Annotated in this window: 20 protein-coding genes; 13 read left to right on the top strand and 7 right to left on the bottom strand. The window is 44.7% G+C overall.

Annotated elements, in window-relative coordinates:
* The first annotated feature begins 4 nt into the window (after positions 1-4).
* The 5 genes from KDM92_RS09915 (at position 5) to KDM92_RS09935 (ending at position 3,478) form a co-directional block, all read left to right on the top strand.
* Complete coding sequence (locus KDM92_RS09915; protein ID WP_212684194.1) at positions 5-550, top strand: cysteine hydrolase family protein; 546 nt, start codon at positions 5-7, stop codon at positions 548-550.
* 132 nt (positions 551-682) lie between these two features.
* Positions 683-1,186 carry a hypothetical protein gene (locus KDM92_RS09920; RefSeq protein ID WP_212684195.1) on the top strand — a complete coding sequence of 168 codons (504 nt, stop codon included), beginning with the start codon at positions 683-685 and terminating at the stop codon, positions 1,184-1,186.
* A 218-nt stretch (positions 1,187-1,404) separates the two neighbouring features.
* Positions 1,405-2,385 carry an NAD(P)-dependent alcohol dehydrogenase gene (locus KDM92_RS09925; protein ID WP_212684196.1) on the top strand — a complete coding sequence of 327 codons (981 nt, stop codon included), beginning with the start codon at positions 1,405-1,407 and terminating at the stop codon, positions 2,383-2,385.
* A gap of 103 nt (positions 2,386-2,488) precedes the next feature.
* On the top strand, positions 2,489-2,887 hold the full coding sequence (locus KDM92_RS09930; RefSeq protein WP_212684197.1) for a cupin domain-containing protein: 399 nt from the start codon (positions 2,489-2,491) through the stop codon (positions 2,885-2,887).
* A 78-nt stretch (positions 2,888-2,965) separates the two neighbouring features.
* Positions 2,966-3,478: a hypothetical protein gene (locus KDM92_RS09935; RefSeq protein ID WP_212684198.1), complete on the top strand. Its 513-nt coding sequence runs from the start codon at positions 2,966-2,968 to the stop codon at positions 3,476-3,478.
* Between the two features lie 30 nt (positions 3,479-3,508).
* On the opposite strand, the gene KDM92_RS09940 is transcribed toward KDM92_RS09935, so the two are convergent.
* The 3 genes from KDM92_RS09940 to KDM92_RS09950 form a co-directional block, all read right to left on the bottom strand.
* Positions 3,509-3,772 carry a DUF2249 domain-containing protein gene (locus tag KDM92_RS09940; RefSeq protein ID WP_212684199.1) on the bottom strand — a complete coding sequence of 88 codons (264 nt, stop codon included), beginning with the start codon at positions 3,770-3,772 and terminating at the stop codon, positions 3,509-3,511.
* Between the two features lie 330 nt (positions 3,773-4,102).
* On the bottom strand, positions 4,103-4,294 hold the full coding sequence (locus KDM92_RS09945; protein ID WP_189346466.1) for a helix-turn-helix transcriptional regulator: 192 nt from the start codon (positions 4,292-4,294) through the stop codon (positions 4,103-4,105).
* Positions 4,291-4,707, bottom strand: a complete 417-nt coding sequence (locus KDM92_RS09950; protein ID WP_212684200.1) for a hypothetical protein — start codon at positions 4,705-4,707, stop codon at positions 4,291-4,293. The genes KDM92_RS09945 and KDM92_RS09950 overlap by 4 nt, the downstream gene beginning before the upstream one ends.
* A gap of 531 nt (positions 4,708-5,238) precedes the next feature.
* On the opposite strand from KDM92_RS09950, the gene KDM92_RS09955 reads away from it, so the two are divergent.
* The 3 genes from KDM92_RS09955 to KDM92_RS09965 are packed head-to-tail and all read left to right on the top strand — an operon-like array spanning position 5,239 to position 8,239.
* Positions 5,239-5,973 (top strand): hypothetical protein, encoded by a 735-nt coding sequence (locus tag KDM92_RS09955; protein WP_212684201.1) that lies wholly within the window; start codon positions 5,239-5,241, stop codon positions 5,971-5,973.
* Positions 5,963-6,664, top strand: coding sequence for a hypothetical protein (locus tag KDM92_RS09960; protein ID WP_212684202.1), 702 nt, complete (start codon positions 5,963-5,965; stop codon positions 6,662-6,664). Before KDM92_RS09955 ends, KDM92_RS09960 begins: the two co-directional genes overlap by 11 nt.
* Positions 6,665-6,676: 12 nt before the next feature.
* The gene (locus tag KDM92_RS09965) at positions 6,677-8,239 is read left to right on the top strand and encodes a Dyp-type peroxidase (RefSeq protein ID WP_212684203.1); all 1,563 of its coding nucleotides are present in this window, start codon (positions 6,677-6,679) and stop codon (positions 8,237-8,239) included.
* A 147-nt stretch (positions 8,240-8,386) separates the two neighbouring features.
* Here the strand turns inward: KDM92_RS09965 and KDM92_RS09970 are convergent, their stop codons facing one another.
* Complete coding sequence (locus KDM92_RS09970) at positions 8,387-8,731, bottom strand: hypothetical protein (RefSeq protein WP_212684204.1); 345 nt, start codon at positions 8,729-8,731, stop codon at positions 8,387-8,389.
* Positions 8,732-9,188: 457 nt separating this feature from the next.
* On the opposite strand from KDM92_RS09970, the gene KDM92_RS09975 reads away from it, so the two are divergent.
* Positions 9,189-10,754 (top strand): S10 family peptidase, encoded by a 1,566-nt coding sequence (locus KDM92_RS09975; protein ID WP_230408277.1) that lies wholly within the window; start codon positions 9,189-9,191, stop codon positions 10,752-10,754.
* Between the two features lie 147 nt (positions 10,755-10,901).
* Here the strand turns inward: KDM92_RS09975 and KDM92_RS09980 are convergent, their stop codons facing one another.
* Complete coding sequence (locus KDM92_RS09980) at positions 10,902-13,184, bottom strand: DUF6600 domain-containing protein (protein ID WP_212684205.1); 2,283 nt, start codon at positions 13,182-13,184, stop codon at positions 10,902-10,904.
* 469 nt (positions 13,185-13,653) lie between these two features.
* Between KDM92_RS09980 and KDM92_RS09985 the strand changes: the two genes are divergently transcribed.
* Positions 13,654-16,389: an autotransporter outer membrane beta-barrel domain-containing protein gene (locus tag KDM92_RS09985; protein WP_212684206.1), complete on the top strand. Its 2,736-nt coding sequence runs from the start codon at positions 13,654-13,656 to the stop codon at positions 16,387-16,389.
* 259 nt (positions 16,390-16,648) lie between these two features.
* Here KDM92_RS09985 and hslO read toward each other — a convergent pair whose 3' ends face one another.
* Positions 16,649-17,575 (bottom strand): Hsp33 family molecular chaperone HslO, encoded by a 927-nt coding sequence (hslO, locus tag KDM92_RS09990; protein ID WP_329603148.1) that lies wholly within the window; start codon positions 17,573-17,575, stop codon positions 16,649-16,651.
* A gap of 64 nt (positions 17,576-17,639) precedes the next feature.
* Positions 17,640-18,170, bottom strand: coding sequence for a gamma carbonic anhydrase family protein (locus KDM92_RS09995; protein WP_212684208.1), 531 nt, complete (start codon positions 18,168-18,170; stop codon positions 17,640-17,642).
* A gap of 56 nt (positions 18,171-18,226) precedes the next feature.
* Between KDM92_RS09995 and KDM92_RS10000 the strand changes: the two genes are divergently transcribed.
* The 3 genes from KDM92_RS10000 (at position 18,227) to KDM92_RS10010 (ending at position 21,161) form a co-directional block, all read left to right on the top strand.
* Positions 18,227-19,078 carry a ferritin-like domain-containing protein gene (locus KDM92_RS10000; RefSeq protein ID WP_212684209.1) on the top strand — a complete coding sequence of 284 codons (852 nt, stop codon included), beginning with the start codon at positions 18,227-18,229 and terminating at the stop codon, positions 19,076-19,078.
* A 51-nt stretch (positions 19,079-19,129) separates the two neighbouring features.
* Complete coding sequence (locus KDM92_RS10005) at positions 19,130-20,140, top strand: flagella assembly protein FlgT middle domain-containing protein (protein WP_212684210.1); 1,011 nt, start codon at positions 19,130-19,132, stop codon at positions 20,138-20,140.
* Between the two features lie 142 nt (positions 20,141-20,282).
* Positions 20,283-21,161 (top strand): alpha/beta fold hydrolase, encoded by an 879-nt coding sequence (locus KDM92_RS10010; protein ID WP_212684211.1) that lies wholly within the window; start codon positions 20,283-20,285, stop codon positions 21,159-21,161.
* The last annotated feature ends 226 nt before the right edge of the window (positions 21,162-21,387 follow it).

A 21,387-nucleotide genomic window follows, 5' to 3' on the forward strand; every position in this document is an offset into this window, starting at 1 on the left:
AACGATGAATGTGTTAGTGGTAATTGATATGCAAAAAGCTTTGTTTGAAACACCTCGCTTTAAGCAGGACTTGGTCATTTCAAATATTAATCAGTTGATAGATGCTACGCGCTCGTCGGGTGGCAAGGTAATTCATGTTCAACACAATGGTGATGCGGCGGAAGGTCTTGAAGAAGGTAGTGAGGGTTGGCAAATTCATGCGGATATAGCACAACAAGTGACAGATACTTTTGTACATAAGACTTTATGTGATGCATTTTATAAAACTAATTTGTTGAATCAAATACTCGCGTTCGGTACTCAGCGTGTTATTTTTTGTGGAGCAGCTACCGATTTCTGTGTTGATACGACAGTACGATCTGCGGTGAGCAATCAGTTGCCAGTGATAGTTGCCGCAGATGCGCATACAACTGGCGACAGACCGCATTTGAAAGCTGATGCTATTGTCGAGCACCACAATTGGGTTTGGACAAATCTGATTACTACTGAATCAGATATTGTCGTTGCCGATACCAAGACCATTATTGCGAACTATCTCAGTACTATCTAGTCTCATTCGTAGTAGATCAATATCGATTGATCTAGGTATTCATGATTTGCGTGACCATTAGGCATATTTATGACGAGATATTGTTTTAGTTTGATCGTTTGAATTGAATCACTTGACTAAAGGAGAACTCATATGCGCATGATTGTTTTGTGTACCGCTTGTGTTATCGCACTGTTTTCAAAAAATGTGGCGGCGCAAGTTGCAGGTATTCAGACCTCAGCAGCGTTGACGGAGGCGCATACGATTATTGGAATGCAGTACCTCGTTGTTGGGACTTTAGCCAAAGAGTGTCAGACCTTGTTGAATAAGCCGGAGTCGTATGTCAAAGAAACCCAAACCGCTTGGTTAGGACGAAATGCGAAATTTGTTGATGCTCTAACTAAGTACCAAAATGCCTTGTTTGCCGAGATTGCGTCCAAGCGTGGCAACGATGGTTTGGAGAGTGAGAAAAAACATTACCGCGATATCGTAGTGGCGCAAGGGTCTGCGATAGTTCAACAATTTTTTTCAAAAGGCGACAAACTCGTTCAGTGCCAAAAAGCCGTTGATGGCTTTGCATCTGCTTATTTCGATATCACGCCGCAGTTTCCACTCTATGCCGAGGCAATGGCTTTGGTTCAAGCTACTTCGCGCTGAGTTGTCCATGCTAAGGCGCTTGGCTGTGCGTTCTCTGATTTTTATACAGCTGCACCTTGGTGTATCCGCACTGCGCTTAAATTGATTTATTGTTGCTTTAAACTAATGCTTATGTAGCGTATTATATTTATTAATTTGAATTTGTTTTTAGGTTCGATTATTGATTTATTCTTCGCTTAGTTGGTTTAAAAACGCAGTAGCCGTGATTGGGATCAGAGATGAAAGCAGCAATGTACGAAAGATATGGCGCGCCAGAGGTAGTTCAGATTAGAGAAATTCCGCGGCCACAACCAAAGGTAAATGAAGTGTTGATTAAAGTGTTGGCGAGCACGGTGACTTCTGCTGATTGGCGCGTTCGTAGTCTGACTGTGCCGGCTGGATTTGGATGGATTATGCGTTTGGTGTTTGGTATAACAAAACCAAAGCAGCCTATCCTCGGTTCTGAGCTGGCCGGAGTGATTGAATCGGTTGGAAGTAATGTGAGCAATTTTAAAGTTGGCGAACATGTTTTTGCGTTTAGTGACGCAGCTTTGGGGTGTCATGCTGAGTACAAGTGCATGGCACACACTGGATTGATTGCCTTGAAGCCGGTGAACTGTAGTTACGACGAGGCCGCTGCGCTCTCATTTGGTGGCACAACTGCTTTGGATTTCTTGCGACGTGCGAAGCTACAAGCAGGTGAAAAAGTTCTTGTGAATGGTGCGTCGGGCTGTGTTGGTACCGCAGTCGTACAATTGGCTAAACATTTTGGTGCGAATGTTACTGCGGTATGTAGCGGCGCAAATGTGGAATTGCTCAAATCGATAGGCGCGGATCATGTCATCGACTATACCCAACAAGATTTTACTAATAATGCGCAGCGCTATGATGTGATTGTCGATACTGTAGGAACGGCTCCATACGCTCGCTGCAAGGATTCGCTCACTGACAATGGACGTTTGCTATTGGTGCTGGCTGGATTAACCGACATGCTCGGCGCTTCACTCGTTTCGCTGCGTAGTCGAAAAAAAGTTATCGCTGGACCAGTGACTTCCCGCGTGGAAGACTTGCGATTTTTAGCCGAACTAGCAGAAGCAGGCAAATTCAAACCCGTGATTGATAGGCGCGTTCCATTTGAACAAATTGTCGAAGCACATCGTCATGTTGACTCTGGTCGTAAGCGAGGCAACCTTGTGCTGACTTTTTCACATAATCGATGAAATATTAGCTGCTGTTGGATCGATTATTAGTTAATCTTTTCGCTAATTTTGACGAACTTGATTGTGAGATCGCATATCAATTGCCTACTTGAGGAAACGCACTATGAAAGCAAGTACATTGTCATCAAACTTTATCGTGCTTGATTCGACGTTGAGCGCTCATACGGTACCTGTGTCGCCGAGCCTCTATGCTGATTTGGATGCGAATTTTCAGAATTTTCGGTCTTGTGTTTTGGTAGCTGAATATTGCTTCGATGCTGATTGGCCTAGTTGGGAAATGCATCCTGTGGGTGATGAGATATTGCTGCTGCTGGCCGGTGCGGCAGAAATTCAGCTGATGCAAAACGGTGAGGTCGTATCTATTCAGTTTGATCAAGTTGGAACAACATTGATCGTGCCCAGAGCAACTTGGCATACTGCTAAAGTTAAAGAGACATGCCGCATCGTGTTTATGACACCTGGCGAAGGAACAGAACATGCTGAGCAGCCGCCAACAGCATAATCATTGAGCGACACTGAGCTTAAATCGCATTCAATGTTTTGCCAGCATTCATGAAATTTCAGGAGATGGGCGTCAACAATGCAAGAACCAGACCTTTTTTATTACGCACGTAGTCGACAGCAGCAAGCAAAGGTGGCGGCTATCAATGTGATTTTTTTGCCGATGGTGCTTGGTGCGTTTTTATACTTGGTTCGAAGTAGTGAACAGTTCGAGCAAATACAAAACATCATTTTGATGGTGCTGATTGTCGCTGAAGTGTTATTGCTGTTGCTGATTGTGTGGTTGCTTCGTCATCCTGCAAGCTTTTTTATTCGATTGAATCAGAAAGAATTGACGACCTTTCATCCTATGTTTAAAGAATGGACTTTTTCGGTTAATCCTTTAGAGATCATCGAAGTAAGGCAATCGACGGATAGTGAAGCAACGCTAAGTTCGATTCGTATCATTATGCGGGATGGAAGTAGCTATGCATTGAGTCCCAACTTTTCTTATGACAGAAAACAGTTGTACCAAGCCTTAGCTGATCTCAATCCCGCAATTATTTTTCCGAAACATTTCGCCGTATTTAGCGCCGATCGACATACAAATTAGTCTAATCGCTAAAGTGATTGCTAAGTCGGATTAGGCTGTCACCAAGAAGTCGATCACGATCTCACCCGGTTCGCGTGAGATATACGCCATTTTAATTTTGTCACCAAAGTGGTCACCGATTTGATGCAATAGCGGGATTGGATCATGGTCATTGCAAAAGCGCATGGTTTCTCCCGGCATCAATGCAGAAAGTGCGCCAAAAATCGCAGCATGGCGAAAGCGTTTAGCAACGCCGCGTGCATCAAAAGCATAAGTTCCCGCATCGGCTAGCGGGCGTGCGCAATCGTGTGGCATAAGTGTCCTCTTTGCATGTTTAAAAATGGCTGTTTGGTTTTGAAATAAAGCTCAAGGTCAAGCTCAAACTCAAGCTCCGTTCGATAAGCCTACGTTGAAATTTTTAAATTGGCGAAAGGAATTAAAACATGCGATCAGTTATCTTGATGATGATCAGTTTTGCGGATTGCTTTTGTGCTTGTAGGCTTGAGTCAGGTGGCGTTTTTTATTGATTGCTTATCTTGCTAAGATTGCGTAGGGTTCACGTATAACTGATAAAAAAAACAGCTTATCTGATCTCGATAAGCTGTCATTTTATTTGTACTTTTTATGTCGTTATTTTAGGCAGGTTCAATCCTCAAAAAATATCTTCTCAATCGGTTTGCCAAATAATCGACTAATTGTGAATGCCAATGGCAAGCTCGGATCATAGCGGCCTGTTTCAATTGCATTGACGGTTTGGCGCGATACTTCTAGATGATCGGCGAGCGTTGCTTGGCTCCATTCTTTCTCGGTACGCAGTTCTTTTACGATGTTTCTCATTGTTCGCGCTCCAAAATAAATTTGCGCACGAGGGTGATTAAGCCCCAGCTGCCCATAAACACGACATAGATCACAAAGCCGCTTAGTTTGGGATAGCCCATTCCTTCTAGAAAACCATAGCTAAAACTGAACACGGCAGTTAAGCCACCAGCTAGAGCTAGCGCTTCGAGTAGCCAAACGCGCATGTATTCGTCCATGCGTCGAAAATGACGAATGATGGCCCAGAACGCGCCAAGTGCTGGGAAGATAGGTGTCAATACGATGGCGGTACGTAACCAGCCGTTTTCCATAGGCTTGGCGATATAAATGGACGCGAACAATACAGCGGTGTAGAGCACGATGCTGATTCCTAGTTCGCTGCTATATTTTTTCGCGTCTTTTTTTTCTTTTTTGGAGTATTCATTGTTGAACATAGATTTCCTTTGGCATTAAAAAATAAATGTAAAGTTGGCTTGACACAGCTTTGCATAAAAAAAGCAAGACGGTTTTTCGTCATGCTAATTAATGTGTTGTGCCAATCTCGCTTTACATGTTCAAAAACATTGCTGTGTAAAGCTTAGTTGACATCATAAACGAATAAAAAAATATGTCAAGCATGCTTTACATTTTCTTGAGTAAATTTTCTCTTACTTGTCTTTAGGGGCTATACATTCTTGTGTGAGGCAATTTATTAAGAGTAAAGGAGCACAAGAGATGCGTTAGTCACGGTCAATAATCTATGCAAGCAGGATGGCACCGTAATTGCTTGATGTTCGAAGAACTTGTTTGCAGTGTTCAGAAATACGACGAAACCAAGAAATAGTTTCTGTATGAATTGACTTTACTAAATTGAAATAGCAAACTTTTGCGCTATTCATAAGTAAAAATGTTACGGCTCACTTCGGATGTAGATGCCTGAGATGAGTCTGTCGTTGTTTGAAATTTTTTAGGAAAGAGGGGAGAGCATGTCGAATATTGCGGGCAAAGCGTATGCCATGAATGTGATTACACCGATACGGTGGTACACAGTTTGGCTGAATAAGTTGATTTTTTGGATAGCATTAAAGAAGCCCTCAACCCTGAAAGGCTTGATTACCTTATCTTTGATTCACTATGCGCGCTGGGTGATTATTGGAAGGAAGCAGTTTCCGCATCTCGATCCTAAACAGCCCCGAGAAGAATTAAATTATTCCTATATGCTGTTCTTTAGTAACTTTAACGGTAGCTGGGATCAGTATGTGGATTCATTCACCTTCGCTATTCCAGGTGGTTTGGATTTGTTTTGGAAGTGGAATATCCGTTATCCAAAGTCGGTTCCACTGACGCCATTTCATAACTATATTCGCTACAACCAAATTGAAACCATTCACTACTACAACGCCTATCCATTAGCAGCATCCAACGATATCAAGAGTGCGAAGGCGGTGAAAGATGCATTAATCGCGTTTCAAAAGCAGCCCTTAGATGCGAGTGATGAAGCGTTTATGAAGCGCTATAACGCTTTGGTGCGCGGCTTGCAGCATGACCTTGGCGAAATGCACCCAACCCCGATTATTAGTATGTCGGCGTATCAGGTGCAGCGTCGCCAACGCTGGCATGATGGCCGATTAAAACAAGAAATCGCAGAGCAAGCAATGCTAGATCGTGGCATGGAATTGGCGAACTCTACCAATAGCAAAGGAGAGCAACATGGCAGGTAATGTTAGCGGTAGAGCTTATGCTTTGACCATCTTATCGCCGATCAAGGATGCCTACACAGCAGATGAAATTGCCTATGCTGATGTGATCCGTGATCAGTTACAGCAATGGAATTTTGAACACAATAGTCCGATGGCGAAGGTGCCACAAACTTATCTATGTCGTTTCTTTGTGCTAGATGATGTTTATACCGAGTCTTTACCGACTGGTGGCGTATTGGATACATTGACCGATTTTTTGCCTGCTGTGCCCGATTCAGTGCGACGTAATACCTTGCCTAAAGAGGATCATTTAAAAAATCGGTACTTGGTGTTTTCTTGTAATTTTCATGGCGGCGAAAATGCCGATCTTGATGGCTATCTACGCGGAATGTGGCAAGCAATTAGTGCGCGTATTCAAGCGATTTGGCAATACTGTTACGGCTTTGATTCAGTGCATGATGCAGAGTCATTTATTCGTTACATGAAGAAATGCCAGTTGCCAGCTTCCTTGTTTTTTAATGGTTCGAATGATGAACCGCTAGAAGAACAATTAAAGGCGCTCTATCTCAAGCAAGAATTTGCTAAGTTCACCATTGAAAATCAAGGCTTAGATGCGGCGACGATCAAAATGAATTTGCAAGCGTTTATGCAGCGCGTTGCTCCGACCAATCTCGCCGCGCCGACTTGGTCCGCCGGTAAATACAGACTATAAATAGGTGATGCTGTGACTAAACAATTAGATTTAACTGACATACAGGGTAATGTGATTCGCGCATATGGGCGTTTTGGTTATCCTGTCGCGCGCTATGTTTTTTTGAATATTCGAGATTCTGATCTTGGTCGTGCTTTTGTTGCTGCCGTAAGCAAGCGTGTGACAACCGCAGTCGAGTGGGGTGATGGCGCAGGGCAAATTAAACAGCCGAATTGGACGGTGAATATCGCTTTTGCGTATCAAGGTTTAAAAGAGTTAGATTTACCACGTGCGTCCTTGATTGGCTTTTCGCGTGAATTCGTCGCTGGCATGAAAGATAGGCGTGATATTTTGGGAGACGATGGTGCTAGTTCTCCTGAACACTGGGACCCAATTTGGGTTGGCAATCGCGAAACACGTGAACGCGATGTGCATATTTTTATTTCTTTAAATGCGCGACTTCCCGCGTTGCTTGAGGAGAGTTATCAATGGTTGTTGTCGGTAGTGGAGCAACATCAAGGTGGCGTGGTGATTTTAGGCGGACATCGTGCTGACGATGGGCAGCTGCTCGATTACCAAGACGTTAAAGTGGTCATGGAAGATGGCAAGCCAACCTCGAAAGAACACTTTGGTTATACCGATGGTATTGGTGATCCAGTCTTTGAAGGAGCACCAAATTATGACTTGAATGTAGAAGGCCGTGGCAAGCAAATGGACGATGGCAGTTGGGCGCCATTGGCAACTGGTGAATTTTTGTTAGGTCATATTGATGAAGCACGTGAATATCCACCAGCACCACAACCGATACTGTTATCACGCAATGGCACCTATATGGTTTATCGCAAATTGCATGAAAATGTCGCCACTTTTGATGCGTATTTAGAAGAACATGGGAAAAAATACCCAGGCGGTAAAGAGTTATTAGCTGCCAAATTTGTAGGACGTTGGCGTGATAACGGTGCGCCATTAGTTAAAGCTCCTGATGCAGAAAGTAAAGCAAAATTCGATATGGCATTGATGGGCGCAGATCAACAAGGTAAAGATAAATTGCTGAGTGACTTCACCTACGATGACGATATGAGTGGCGCGAAATGTCCATTCAGTGCGCACATACGTCGGATCAATCCTCGTGCTTCATTAGAGATGGTCAAAGGCGAAAAGCCCGGTAGTATGATCTTCAATAAAGATGCTTTCGATACGCCAGGTGCCCTAACTAACCGTCGTCGACTCTTGCGTCGTGGCTTGCCTTATGGACAGGTGAAGGATCGTAGTCGGGATGATGGTAATCATGGCATTGTGATTATGATGCTGAACGCAGATATCGCTCGCCAATTCGAATTTGTGCAACAGCAATGGATCAACTACGGTAATGATTTTCAAGCGGGTAGCGATAAAGAAATTTTGCTAGGGAATCATAGTGCGGACGAACAATTTCCGAGTAAAGCGGTGCTGCAAGTAGATCCTGATAGCGATCAAGCTCCGTATTTCTTGAGTAAGATCCCGCGTTTGGTGGAAACCCGCGGCGGCGAGTATTTCTTCGTTCCGAGTATGACGGCGTTGAGAATGATTGCGATGGGAGTTATCGATCCTACCTAAGCGCGGCTTTTTTGAAAATCGAGAGCTTGAATAAAACAAGCGCAAGAAGCGAAAGGCTTTTTGCGCTTGTTTTGTTTTGATGAAGGTAGTTTTATTGATTTCTTCGCTTCTTTCCATTTACTTATTTTGGCGTTTGCTTGAGCAAGTTCATTCAAACTCTTCCGCTAAATTTTTCCAGCCCTTGGTTTTTGCAAACTGGCAGAATTCTTCAGGTGCTTCTAATACGATCATTTTGCGTTCTTGTAAGCTGGGATCGGTCGCTTCAAAGTCCGGTCCAACATAGCCAATCTTGCGCAATTGACTCAGAATTTGTTGTACCAGCGTTTTGTCTCTGTAGGTTCCCGCTTCCATTGGCGCGGCGAAGTCGACGAACACGTCGATAATCCCATAGCCTTCATCGTAAATGCGAATGCCTTTGATGCTATGTTCTTTGCCAGTGGCGTCGGTTGCTTTGAAACTGCCGCAGATTTCGATGTCGGTATTGTTGCTCATGATGTATTCCTATTCATTTCTATTGTAAGTATTTGGCATGATCGACTTTCTAGCCCAATTATAAATCACTGAATCTCAATGCAAATGACTCAGTCTTTGACGATAGTGTAGTGGTCTTTTTGACTGGGTGAGAACTCACACAATTTGTTGTATTGTGAAGCGATTTTTTGTTAACGTTGTTTGTCGATAGTTATTGTTGATTATCGCTATATCAATCGCTTGTGTTGTCATTCTAAAGCGAACAAAATTAGCAGGGGAACTTTTTCTTATATTTTCCTTCCAAAGCGCTGCTTGTTAAAAGCGTTTCAGAGCTTCTATAAGTCGCAAATTAGGTAGTAGTAGGTGCAACAAAGGGCGCAAGCTGTATTGCTGTGCGTGTTGTAAAAAGTGATCTTGCTCAATTGATGATTCAATAGTGTCGATCAACATATAACAAAGATAATGGAATACCGAGACGATGAAAACTACAAAATTCTTATTGGCTAGCATGGCCTTTTGCGTTGCAAATGCATACGCACAAGATAGCAATAGCGCTGCTAATCCAGCGAATGCTACAACAGCAGTTTCAGCAGCATCAGTAGATAAGTCAAAAGCTGCGGCGGTGAATGAGCGTTTATTGCCTGCCGAATCAGCGGTGCATTCTACTGGGCAAGTCACAATCAAGGGCAAGCTGGTTCCTTACAAAGCCACTGCCGGTACGCAACCAGTGTGGGACAAAGACGGCAAAGTGATTGCTTCTTTGTTCTATACCTACTATCAACGTAGCGATGTGACAAACAAAGATAAACGCCCTTTGGTAATCTCGTTTAATGGTGGACCAGGTTCTGCTTCAGTGTGGATGCATGTTGCTTACACCGGTCCGAAAATGTTGAATATCGATGACGAAGGTTATCCAGTGCAACCGTATGGCGTGCGCGATAATCCGCATTCGATTCTTGATGTTGCAGACATCGTGTATATCGATCCGGTTAATACGGGTTTCTCACGTATCTTAGACCCTAAAGCGGATCGGTCACAGTTTTTTGGTGTGAATGCTGATATTGCTTATCTGGCTGAATGGCTGAATACCTTTGTGTCACGTACCAGCCGTTGGAATTCACCAAAATATTTGATTGGTGAAAGCTATGGAACGACCCGCGTTTCTGGTTTGGCGAAAGAGCTGCAAAACAATCATTGGATGTATTTGAACGGAGTCATTTTGGTATCGCCAACTGGCTTGGGTATTAAGCGCGATGGTCCAGTGAAAGATGCTTTGAACTTGCCTTATTACACGGCGACTGCATGGCATCATAAAGTACTACCAGCAGATTTACAAAAACGTGATTTGAATGAGGTATTGGCGGAATCCGAAAACTTCACCTTAAATGAATTTATTCCTGCATTGTCGAAAGGTGGTTTCATCGATCCAGTGCAGCGCCAACACATAGCTGCCAAAGTTGCGCGATACGCTGGAGTATCTGAAACAGCGATCATGCAGCACAATTTAGCGATGCCTCCAGCCTATTTCTGGAAAGAATTATTACGCACGCGTGGCCAGACGATTGGTCGTTTAGATTCGCGCTACTTAGGGATTGATCGTATCGAAGCGGGTAGTGGGCCAGACTACAATGCTGAGTTGACTTCATGGCTGCATTCTTTCACACCAGCGATTAATCACTATTTGCGCGACGTCTTAAAGTATAAGACCGACGTTAAGTACAATATGTTCGGCCCAGTGCGTCCATGGGATAACAGCAATGATAATACTGGTGAGGATTTGCGTTTAGCGATGGCAGAAAATCCCTACATGCGTTTGTTGGTGCAATCAGGCTACTATGATGGCGCGACTAATTATTTCGACGCTAAGTACACGATGTGGCAGATTGATCCTAGCGGCAAGATGAAAGATCGCATGGAGTTTAAAGGCTACCGTAGTGGTCACATGATGTATCTGCGTTCTGAGGATTTGGTGACATCGAATGAACACATCCGTGAGTTCATTAAGAAGGCGACACCAGCACCTGGACAAGCGGCAAAGTATTGAGCATCTATTTCATTTTTGCGTGCTTCGCCTTTGGTGAATCAGACGTGTGATTTATAGGCATCAAGTCTGAATGATTTACATATAAAAATAGGGAGTTCTGATAATCAGCACTCCCTATTTCCTTTATCAACTGCAATGCGGTTTTAATTACTGTTCGTGTACTTCACGTCTAGATTCTTTTTTATTCTCCGAAGTCTTTTCTCGTTCAGGGCGCTCAACTCGCATCACTGGCGCAGTTTCACGTCGTGGTTCAGCCATTCTAACTTCTTGTCTTGGCTGTGAAATCTCGCGTGGCATTTCTCGTTGGATTGTCGCTTGTGGACGCTCTTGAGTACGTTCTTGCATGCGCTCGGGTGCCCGATCTGCTCGATCAATGCGACGCTCTATACGATCAGAGCGATCAAATCGATCCACTCGTTCAACATTGCGCTCATTGCTGATATTGACTGGTCGATTGACAGTCATTTCCGCATTCGACTGTGGCACTGGATTCACAGTGGGATTGCTGTTGACATCATTGCGATATTCTCGAATTGGATCGATGCGATTCATTCGTATTCTTTGGTTATTTCGTTCAGCAGACATTTCTTCTATCGTGCGAATACCCGAGGATGAATTATTCGGTGCTTGCGTTGCTATCGTCGCATTTTGTTGTGGCATTGATTCTGCTGAATTAAATCCACGCGATTCGGTTTGTGTAGGGCGTTCAAATCGCTGTGCATTCACGCTGTTACGATCTGAAGCATTCAAGTTGCGTGACTGCGGTATCGTGTTTGTCGTTGCTAGGCTACTCTCTGTACGAATTTCAGGGCGACGCACTTCTGTTCTGTCTGCGCGCCCAAATCGATCATTATCAACAGCGCGATTGTCCGAACGATTATCGTCGTAACGATTGATTCTGCCTGCATCATTGATTTTGATTGGTTCACCGCGATTTGACCCAGAGATAGTTGGTCGGCTACGGAGCTGATCATTTTCTTGCCAGTTGCGAGGACGCGCATCGCCAAACCGATTGTTTTTCTCAGGCACTAAGTTCGGTCCATCAAGATTGACGCGTATATTCTTGGTGTCTGACGACCTAAGCGAAGAAGAAGCTGGAAATACATGGTCGCCACGTACGAAGGTTTGGGTCGGCACTGAGGTGATGGCGTTGTGTACATGTTGATTGCGATAGCGATCATTCCGATAAGCGTCATAGCCACGAGATGAGCGATTTATCACTGTAGTGTGATTGACAATCACTGTTTGATTCACATGTTGGATATAGCGTGAACTGCGTGTGTAATGCGGGTGATAAACTTCGCCAGGCCCAAGCGGGAACCACGATACTGATGGGCCATGACTATGGCGAGAGCTCAGATTGATTCCTGCACTTAAGCCTCCGCTACCGACGCCAACCCATGCGACTAGTGCTGGGGCGTAGACTGCGCGGTGATGCCGCTCATAGCGACCAGGTACCCAGCCCCAGCGTTTGCCGACATAGGCCCAACGACCATAGTGGTAAGGTGCAAAGCCCCAAGGCGCTCGATCTACCCAAGTCCAGCCCCAAGGTGCAACCCAAACCCATTTGCCATCACGGTAAGGTGCCCAGCCAACGGAAATGCCGCGTGGATACCAAATCGCGCCATATTCAACATGCGTATCCCATACGCCGTATTCATCTAATTGTTGGTAGCCAACCATATCGCGTGGCACGTAGCGGGCAGAAATCGAATTCTCCTCCGCACGATCACGATCGGCTGCCCATTGATCGAAACTATCGAATGGAGGAACTCGTGCAATCTGAGTGTGATTTAAGTTGGTGCCGGAGAAGCGGGTTTGTTCGCCCTCACGTAAGGTGATGATATCGCGATCACCTTGAGCGACTCCAATGCCACGTCGAACCATCACGGTACTTGTATTGTCATCATTGACATTGATGCGGTATTCACCAGGTTCTTGAATAGAGAAACTGAGATTGGGCGTATTAATTTCAAAATTCTCTCGCTCTTGTAAGGCGCGCACACGTAATACTATGCTACCTTGCGACAATTGAATTTGCGTGTTTTCATCATTTAATGTGATGAAACTAATCCGGGTTCGTTCGTGCAAACGTAATGCATTCGCGCCCACCTGCAATTCGGCACGACCGCCGTCAGGAACCGAGACACTATCGCCAGTTGAAATAGGGCGATTGGCCAATAAAGGAACCCATTGGTTACTACCCGCATCAGCAAAGCTAATGTTGCCGAATGCGTAACCGACGCGTGCGACACGGCTGGGCGGTTCATAATTTTGATCCTCGGTGCCGTTTTGCACATTGTTTGGTGCGCTTGATTGCGGTGGCGGTGGCAGATTATTTTGCGCCTGCGCTGCACTGATTACAAACCAGGAACCGATGGCGAGGGCGGTGAGACTAGCGATTTTCTTGCGGTGTTGCAGTATATTCATGATGTTTCTTTCGCACATTTGAATAGTTGAAAGTGTCAGTGTTACTACCTGTGTGCTCATAACGCAGTCGATGTGATTTTGGATGTCACAAAAATTCACAAAATGCCAAAATTTCTTTGTCTCGCTGTATTTTCAATGTATTACCTGAATTGTAAGCAAGTTTGTGCGCTGATTCGATCAACTTTACGCTTATTTACAATCGCGATTGTGGAGGTCACTTTATTTTTTTTAGATCTCTCGTTTCATACGTTTTTAGAAATGCTTCCGTCTCCTGTACGTGATTTGTTAAGCAAATGAGTCCACCTGTCCAAAATTAGGTTTGATGTAATCAAGCTATGGATATGCTGAAAAGAGACATCTTGTATCGCTTGCTTGATTTGAGATGTACACTTTTTTAACTTATCTAATTAAATTGGTAATTAAAACCAATAAGTAAGTTTCACATCAGGCGAAATCCGGGGGGGATGATATGCAAACGATAGAACTAATGTCATTGATGTTTTTGTTAGTGTATTGGCGAGTCAAGCAGCGTATTCGCGCCCACCATGTTTTGCTGCAAGTTATGCTGATCTTGATGGGTACTTCTAGCCTGGTTCAAGCGCAAACGACTCTAAACAGTGGTGCGACAGTAAATTTATCGATGGCGCAAGGGCAGGCATTCTCAGGTAACTTTGCTGGCACCGGAACGCAAGACAATGTTTATACCGTGGTTGGGGCGTTACCTCCGGGCATCTCAAGTTCGACGATTCCGAAGCCCCCGCCAGCAACATCAAATCATGAACTAGTGATTTCGGGGACGCCAAGTGCAACTGGCACTTACACGGTAACCGTGAATGTAAGTGCAACTTTTTTTTCTGCACCAATTGCTTACACCACCACGATCGTGATTACAGTAACGCCTCCCTCAGTTCCTGCACCAGTGGCAACGGATTCAACCCATACAGTCAGCAAAAACAGCACGGGCAATAATCTGATACCTACAATTTCTGGAGATTTTAGTTCGATTTCGATAGCTAGTGCGCCCTCACATGGGACTGCAGTTGTTCGCGGTTCAAGCATCGTTTATACGCCAAATACTTCATACCTCGGTAGCGATTCTTTGCGTTATCAAGCTATTGGTCCAGGTGGAAGCTCCGCGTTAGTGACGATGTCGATCAGTGTGACAGAAGCGACTCCCGTAATTGAAACAAGCAGCGTCCAAGTGACTGCTAACAGTACTACTGCCTTGATTACGCCGACCATCAGTGGCGGTGCAAGCGCGATCGATATTGCGACGCCTCCAAGTCGCGGCGTCGCGACGGTTGAGGGACTAGCTATTCGGTATGTGCCAGAGCCCGGATTTTATGGTGTTGATCGTGTCGCCATCAGAGCAATTGGGCCAGGTGGAACATCTGCTCCGGTGATGATTACGATCAATGTAGAAGCGCTTGCTCCAGTATTAAGTCCTGCAAGCTTTGAAGTCGTTGCCAATAGTAGTGCCAATCTCATTATTCCAAAAACTGTCGGTATCGCAACAGCCATTAACATTAATACGCCGGCAAATCATGGAACTACAATAATTCGAGGGACTGACATCTTGTACACGCCCAACGCGGGTTATGTTGGCGATGATACTGTGACAGCATCCGCAACTGGTCCAGGCGGAGTGTCGAATGCAGTAAGTTTGGCAATTGTGGTGAGGCCTATTACTGGCGCATCAAACAACATCACAGTTCAAGCAAATAGTGCTAACAACGTTTTACCTGTTCTGTCACTCTCAGGTGCGGTAGGGTTGAATTTGACTACGCCTGCGACACAAGGGACCGCTGTGGTGCAAGGGCTGGCATTGAATTACACACCGAAGCCAAACTTTGTTGGTTCGGATAGTGTGACTTATGCCGTTGTTGGTGCGAATGGTAGTTTTGCTTCTGCGACGATACAGATTTCGGTGGTCGCTGCAGCGCCGGTGTTCAAGGATGCGAGCTTGACGGTCGAGACTGGCCGTAGCGCTAGTATTGATTTGGCGAGTTTAATCTCAGGCCCGATGTTTAATGGTGTAAGTATTCGTTTGAATAGTTCACCGACCCATGGCGTCGCTAGTATTAGTGGAACTGTGTTGACGTATAGTTCAACTGCTGGTTATGTTGGATTAGATAGCCTGCAACTAACCGCGACAGCGATTGGTGGTACTTCGAATCCTGCACAATTATTGATCACCGTTGTTCCTCGTCCCGACCCTTCAAAAGATCCGGGCGTTATCGCGATGTTTGCCGCAAATACAGCGGCGGTTCGCCATTTTGAACAAACACAAATTGAACACTTTAATGGGCGCATGTTGAGTTTAGCGTCGCAATCAGCGAACGGAAAAAATACTGCAGGTCAGAATAATGTGACTGAATGCGGTCCAATCTCGTATTGGGTTTCTGGTTTAAATAGTGCGGGACGCTATCGCATGATGAATGGTTTGAAGTACTCGACTTTTGGATTGAGCGCGGGTGGCGATCGTTGTTTTGCAGGTGGACAAACGCATATTGGTTTTGGACTGGGTTACGCACGTGACCATAGCGAATCTGAGCGAGATCTTTCGTTTATGAAGGCAAGTGCCAATACCGCAGCAAGCTATTTGACGACGCAATTATTCCCGTCGATGCGTTTTTCTTTCATGATAGGTGTGAATCAAATTCAAGATCGTTTCGCTCGGTTTGATGTTCACGATAAAGCGCTTGCTTATGGCGAATGGAAAGGTACGCAAATGATTAGTTCTGGCGCGCTTAGTAGCGATGTGAGTTTTGGCAAAGTTCTCTTGATTCCATATTTGCGCCTCGATTTAACGAAACTTAAATTAGATCCATTTTCGGAATCTGGCGGTGGTGCTTATCTATTGCATTACCATAAACAGACAATGCAAAGCCAACGCAGTACGTTAGGATTCAATAGCGAGATCAAGCTTGCGACTTCTTGGGGGGAATTGATTCCACGCTTTAAGCTTGAATTGCAACGAGATTTTGCTAGACGCGATAGCTTGAAAATCAATTACGTCGACATGCCCGATGCCGTGTATTTAGTGCCGAATAATGATTTAGATCGGCGAGTGGTATTGGTTTCGTTGGGTGCCGATATGATTTGGAAAAACGGCATCATGGCTATCTTTAACTTCAGTCATACCAATGCGAATGAAAAGAATAAGTCGAATCGATTTAATCTACGATTCTCTTATCAATATTAGGTTTGCAAAAATAAAGATGCTGGCAGCGAGTAAGCAGAAGGCTAGTTCTTGATGCAGTTGAATGATTTTGGTATTGGGTAATGACCGTGTGTGTTTAAATTTTGAACACACACGGATGATTCCACATGAATGGTGACAAGGTAGTTTTGTAACTCAAGCAGGAACAAATGCACATTAAATTGCGCATTTAATAGCACATCATCTAGTGCGCCAACTAGTCGATCAAGTCGTGTTAAATGAATGCAGATTGAATTTAAACTTAATGTTTAATCGCATTCGGCGCAACGACACCATCGACTAAGGTATTAGTGGTAAATAATTGCGCACAATCTACTTGATCAAAACTGTAGTGCTTGCCACAGAAATCACAATTGATATCGAGTTGATTCAACTCTGCAATGGCTGAATTCACTTCCTCTTCACCCAACATCTTTAGCATGTCCCCCACTTTTTCACGTGTGCAATTGCAATGAAATTGTGGATGTACAGGATCAAATACGCGTATCGTTTCTTCCCAAAACAAACGTGTCATCAAGGTGTTGACATCGGTACTGAGTAATTCCTCTTGTTTTAAGGTACTACCTAAAATGACTGCGCGATTCCATGCTTCGGTTTCATCTTCTACGCTGGATTCGGTACCACCAATTTTTGGCAATTTTTGCAGTAATAGCCCACGAGCCACTTGCGCATCTGCAGCTAACCACAGTTTGGTATCAAGCTGCTCTGAACGCATCATGTAGTTTTCTATGATGGTGGCAACCGAGTCACCGTCTAGTGGAACTATCCCTTGATAAGCCTGTTGGCCTGGCAATTTGTCGTTCGGGTCTAAAGTAATAACAAAACGACCTTGTCCGTGACTGTGTACTAATTCTGCCAGCGTGGCGTTATCTGCAATTACCGCATCTGCTGCAAGTTTGGCGGTAGCGCGTAAACGTTGTGCTGAATCACACTCCACCACCAACAGTTTGATTGGCCCATCACCATGAATTTGCATGACCATCGTGCCGTTAAATTTGAGATTGGCACTGAGTAAGCTGGCTGCCGCCAGAAGTTCGCCCAAAATCACTTTTACGGGTTGCGGATAATTTTGATGTGACAAAATTTCTTGCCAAGTCTCAGAAAGTTCAACCAATTCGCCGCGTACACCGGCATGTTCAAACATAAATTTTTGCAGATTATCTTTCACTGTTATTCCTAGAGTTGATTCAATTATCGTTGCTTGTTTTAATCGACGCTGATGGATCGTTTTTTTAACCGACATCAATGCGTTTTAATTGTGTTTTAAATTCTTGTGCACGACGTACATAGTTTTGCGTGTTGGCGTGCATTTTTGCGATTGCGGTGTCATCGAGTGTGCGGATTACTTTTGCTGGTGAGCCAACGATCAGCGAATTATCGGGAAACTCTTTTCCTTCCGTGACCAATGCGCCTGCACCGACTAAGCAATTTTTTCCAATTTTCGCACCATTTAAAATCACTGCTTGGATACCAATCAAGCTGCCTTCGCCAATTGTGCATCCATGTAACATCGCTTGATGTCCAACTGTGACGTTGTTTGCAATCGTTAATGGAAATCCTGGGTCTGTGTGTAATATGCAAGACTCTTGCAAATTGCTGTTGGCGCCAATGTGGATGCGCTCATTGTCACCACGTATAACTGTGCCAAACCAGACACTCGCATTTGCCTCGATGGTAACTTTGCCTATGACTTGGGCACTGTCGGTGATGTAGGCACTAGCATCAATTTCAGGGGAAATGTCAGCTAACTGATAAATGGCCATGATTATTCCGTAAAATAGAGGGATTCCAAATTTAACGCCATTTTACCGCCCAACGCATGAATTCGCCGACTCTCGCACCAAATTCCAATTCAACTTTAACAACAACGCTGCCGCTTGAATTACGTGAACAAGCCTTATTTTGGCTGGCCGAGCCTGATGCTCGCTTAAAGGCACAAGGCGTCACTGCAATGCGAGCGGCTTATTTGGATCGTCAACTCGCCTTAAATACCGAAGCAGACATGTCTTGCGCTTATCAAATTCCGGGGAGACCAGCGCGACCAGAGCTAGTGGCGCCTTTAGATGTGAAACGACGGGCAATGAATACGCCCGAAGGTCGCGCTAGTTTGATTCATGCATTGGCGCACATTGAATTTAATGCAATCAATCTTGCACTTGATGCGGTCTGGCGTTTTCCGAATATGCCTGAAGCGTATTACCAAGATTGGCTACAAGTGGCACAAGAAGAGGCTTACCATTTTGGTCTACTTGCAGATCACTTAGTGACGATGGGCTATCAATATGGTGATTTTTCTGCGCATAATAGTTTGTGGGAGTTGGCGGAAAAAACGCAGGGCGATGTATTAGCGAGAATGGCTTTAGTACCGAGAACCATGGAAGCGCGAGGATTAGATGCAACGCCAGCGCTGCGCGCAAAATTGGCACAAGCGAAAGATCAAGCCGCAGCAGAAATACTCGATATTATCTTGCGTGATGAAATCGGCCACGTAGCAATTGGTAATCGTTGGTTTGGCTTTCTTTGCGAGCAACGGCAACTTGATCACATTACTTGCTTTGCTGAGTTGGCGTTGCAATTTAGAGCACCAGTATTGCGTGCGCCTTTCAATGTGGAGGCGCGATTGGCAGCGGGTTTTACCCCGGCAGAGTTAAGTGCGATGAAGATCGCATAAAAAATCGAAAAGATAAAAATCAAAACGATAAAATCAAAAGGGACGTTAATGATGGGACATCGTATTCAATGCTTATTTGATCGTTTCGGTCATTTTGGGCTTAGCGCAAAATCAAGCAAATACAGCAGCACAAAAAAAGCGTGGATGACAGGCTTGGTTTTGATGTTGGCGTTTTCGCAAACTGCATGCAGTCTTTTCGTTAAGCCCAAGCCTGTGCCAGTTGTCGAACATCGTGTACTAAAAAAGAAAATTGTCATGACTGGTTTTGCGGTCAAAGTGCCATTGCAAGTGCAGGATTTAGATGATGTCGCACAAGGCATCCCGCGCGAGATGCTCAGTCGGCTTGAACGTACTGGCAATTTCTTAACGCGTCAGTCTCAGGACTTGTTGTCGTTTGAGCTGAAACAAGATCCGCCATCTGCTCAGTTGGTCAAGCAAGTCGCTGCGGAAAATGATGCGCAATTTGTGATCGCTGGTGAAGTACGCAATGCCGGCATTCGTAGCGATAAAAAACTATTCGGTCTAATGGAAAATCGTAGCCGTCATATTGAAATTGAATTCGCTATTTATGATGGTTTGACAGGCGCATTTTTGAGTCGTCATCATTTATATCGCCCTGCTGAAGATGATGCAAAAGTGGGGCGCGATAAACCTTTTGGTAGCGTCGCCTTCTATGCAACGAGTTTTGGTAAAGCGATTGATTCAGTGATAGAAGAATCGGTTGCTTGGATTAGAAAAGACTTGGCGGTATTTCCAACGATGTCGCGCATTATTCAAGTCAATGGCAATCAAATCATGTTAGATGCCGGTGTGAATTCGAGTTTGATTGTAGGTGATGTTGGACTAGTGGTTTCTGATTACGATCAGTTGCCGACCATAGGCCTCACCGCATTACAAGCACGCCCAAGCTACTACGGTATGGCACAGGCCAGTATGGGTAATGTCAAACTGAATCAAACTCAATTGCAATTTGCGATAGGTGAATTACAAGATAGCGGTGATGCAAAGGCGGTCAAAGTGAAGGTGGGTGATTTTGTTCGCTTTGATGGAGCCAAGCCATGATGCGTTGATTTTTTATTTGTCGTCTTAATGAAAGCCTTGGAAGAGAAAATCTCCAAGGCTTTTTTTGTGTGATGCAGCATTTTCGTGATGATGGGTTATAATAATCGAACGGTCGTACTATTTTTGTTTAAAGGTTAATGATATGAAAGCCAGCCGTTCCGAATTTATCGCCCTGCGTGGATTGAATATGCACATTCGTCATTGGGGTAATCCCGACGCACCCAAATTATTTATGGTGCATGGTTGGATGGACGTCGCCGCTTCGTTTCAATTTGTGGTGGATTGCTTGGCGCAAGACTGGCACTTGATAGCGCCAGATTGGCGAGGTTTCGGCTTGACCGAATATCCGAAAGTCGAAAGCTACTGGTTTCCTGATTATGTGGCGGATTTAGATGCGATTTTGCTGCATTACTCTCCGGACCAAGCTGTCAATTTATTAGGGCATAGCATGGGCGGCAATATTGCCATGCTATATGCTGGTGTGCGCCCTGAGCGTATTGCTAAGTTAATTAACTTAGAGGGTTTTGGTATGCCGATGACGCAGGCCAAGCAAGCGCCTGGTCGCTATCGTAAGTGGCTAGATGAATTGCGTGAAGTACCAAGCTTGCGCCCGTACGCGAGTCTTGCCGAAGTCGCCGCAAGATTACAAAAAACTAATCCACGTTTGTCAGATGAGCGAGCAAGTTTCTTAGCGCAGCATTGGTCTAAAGAGAATGCGCAGGGCTTATGGGAATTACTGGCAGATCCTGCACATAAAAATTCTAGCCCCTTGCTGTATCACGTTGATGAAGTCTTGGAGTGCTGGCAGAACATTTCGGCGCCAGTGTTGTGGGTCGAGGCAAATGATACGGATATCTGGCGTATGATCGGTTCTAAGCAAGAAGCGCGCGTGGAAATTGATCGACGCATGCAATTCATTCCGCAATTGCAGACCAAGATCGTGATGGATGCAGGACATATGTTGCATCATGACCAACCCGAAGTATTGGCGCAGATGATAGAAGAGTTTTTGGCGCAGTAAATTGGCGCGATGGCGTAACGACGATTCGATTTCTGAAGCTGCCGAGATTGGTGAGGAATCTCTTTATAAATTGTAAATTAAACATTAAAAGCCTGTAAGACATCAAGGTCTTGCAGGTTTTTTTTCGCCTAATGTTCTTATCGCGTATAAAAATATCGAGTACAGCAAAATACTTCGCGATAATTTGGGAACTTTTGCTTATCTCAAACGGAATAGTAGTATGAAC

This window comes from Affinundibacterium baiyunense (genome assembly GCF_018139645.1).
Lineage (GTDB): Bacteria > Pseudomonadota > Gammaproteobacteria > Burkholderiales > Burkholderiaceae_D > Undibacterium > Undibacterium baiyunense.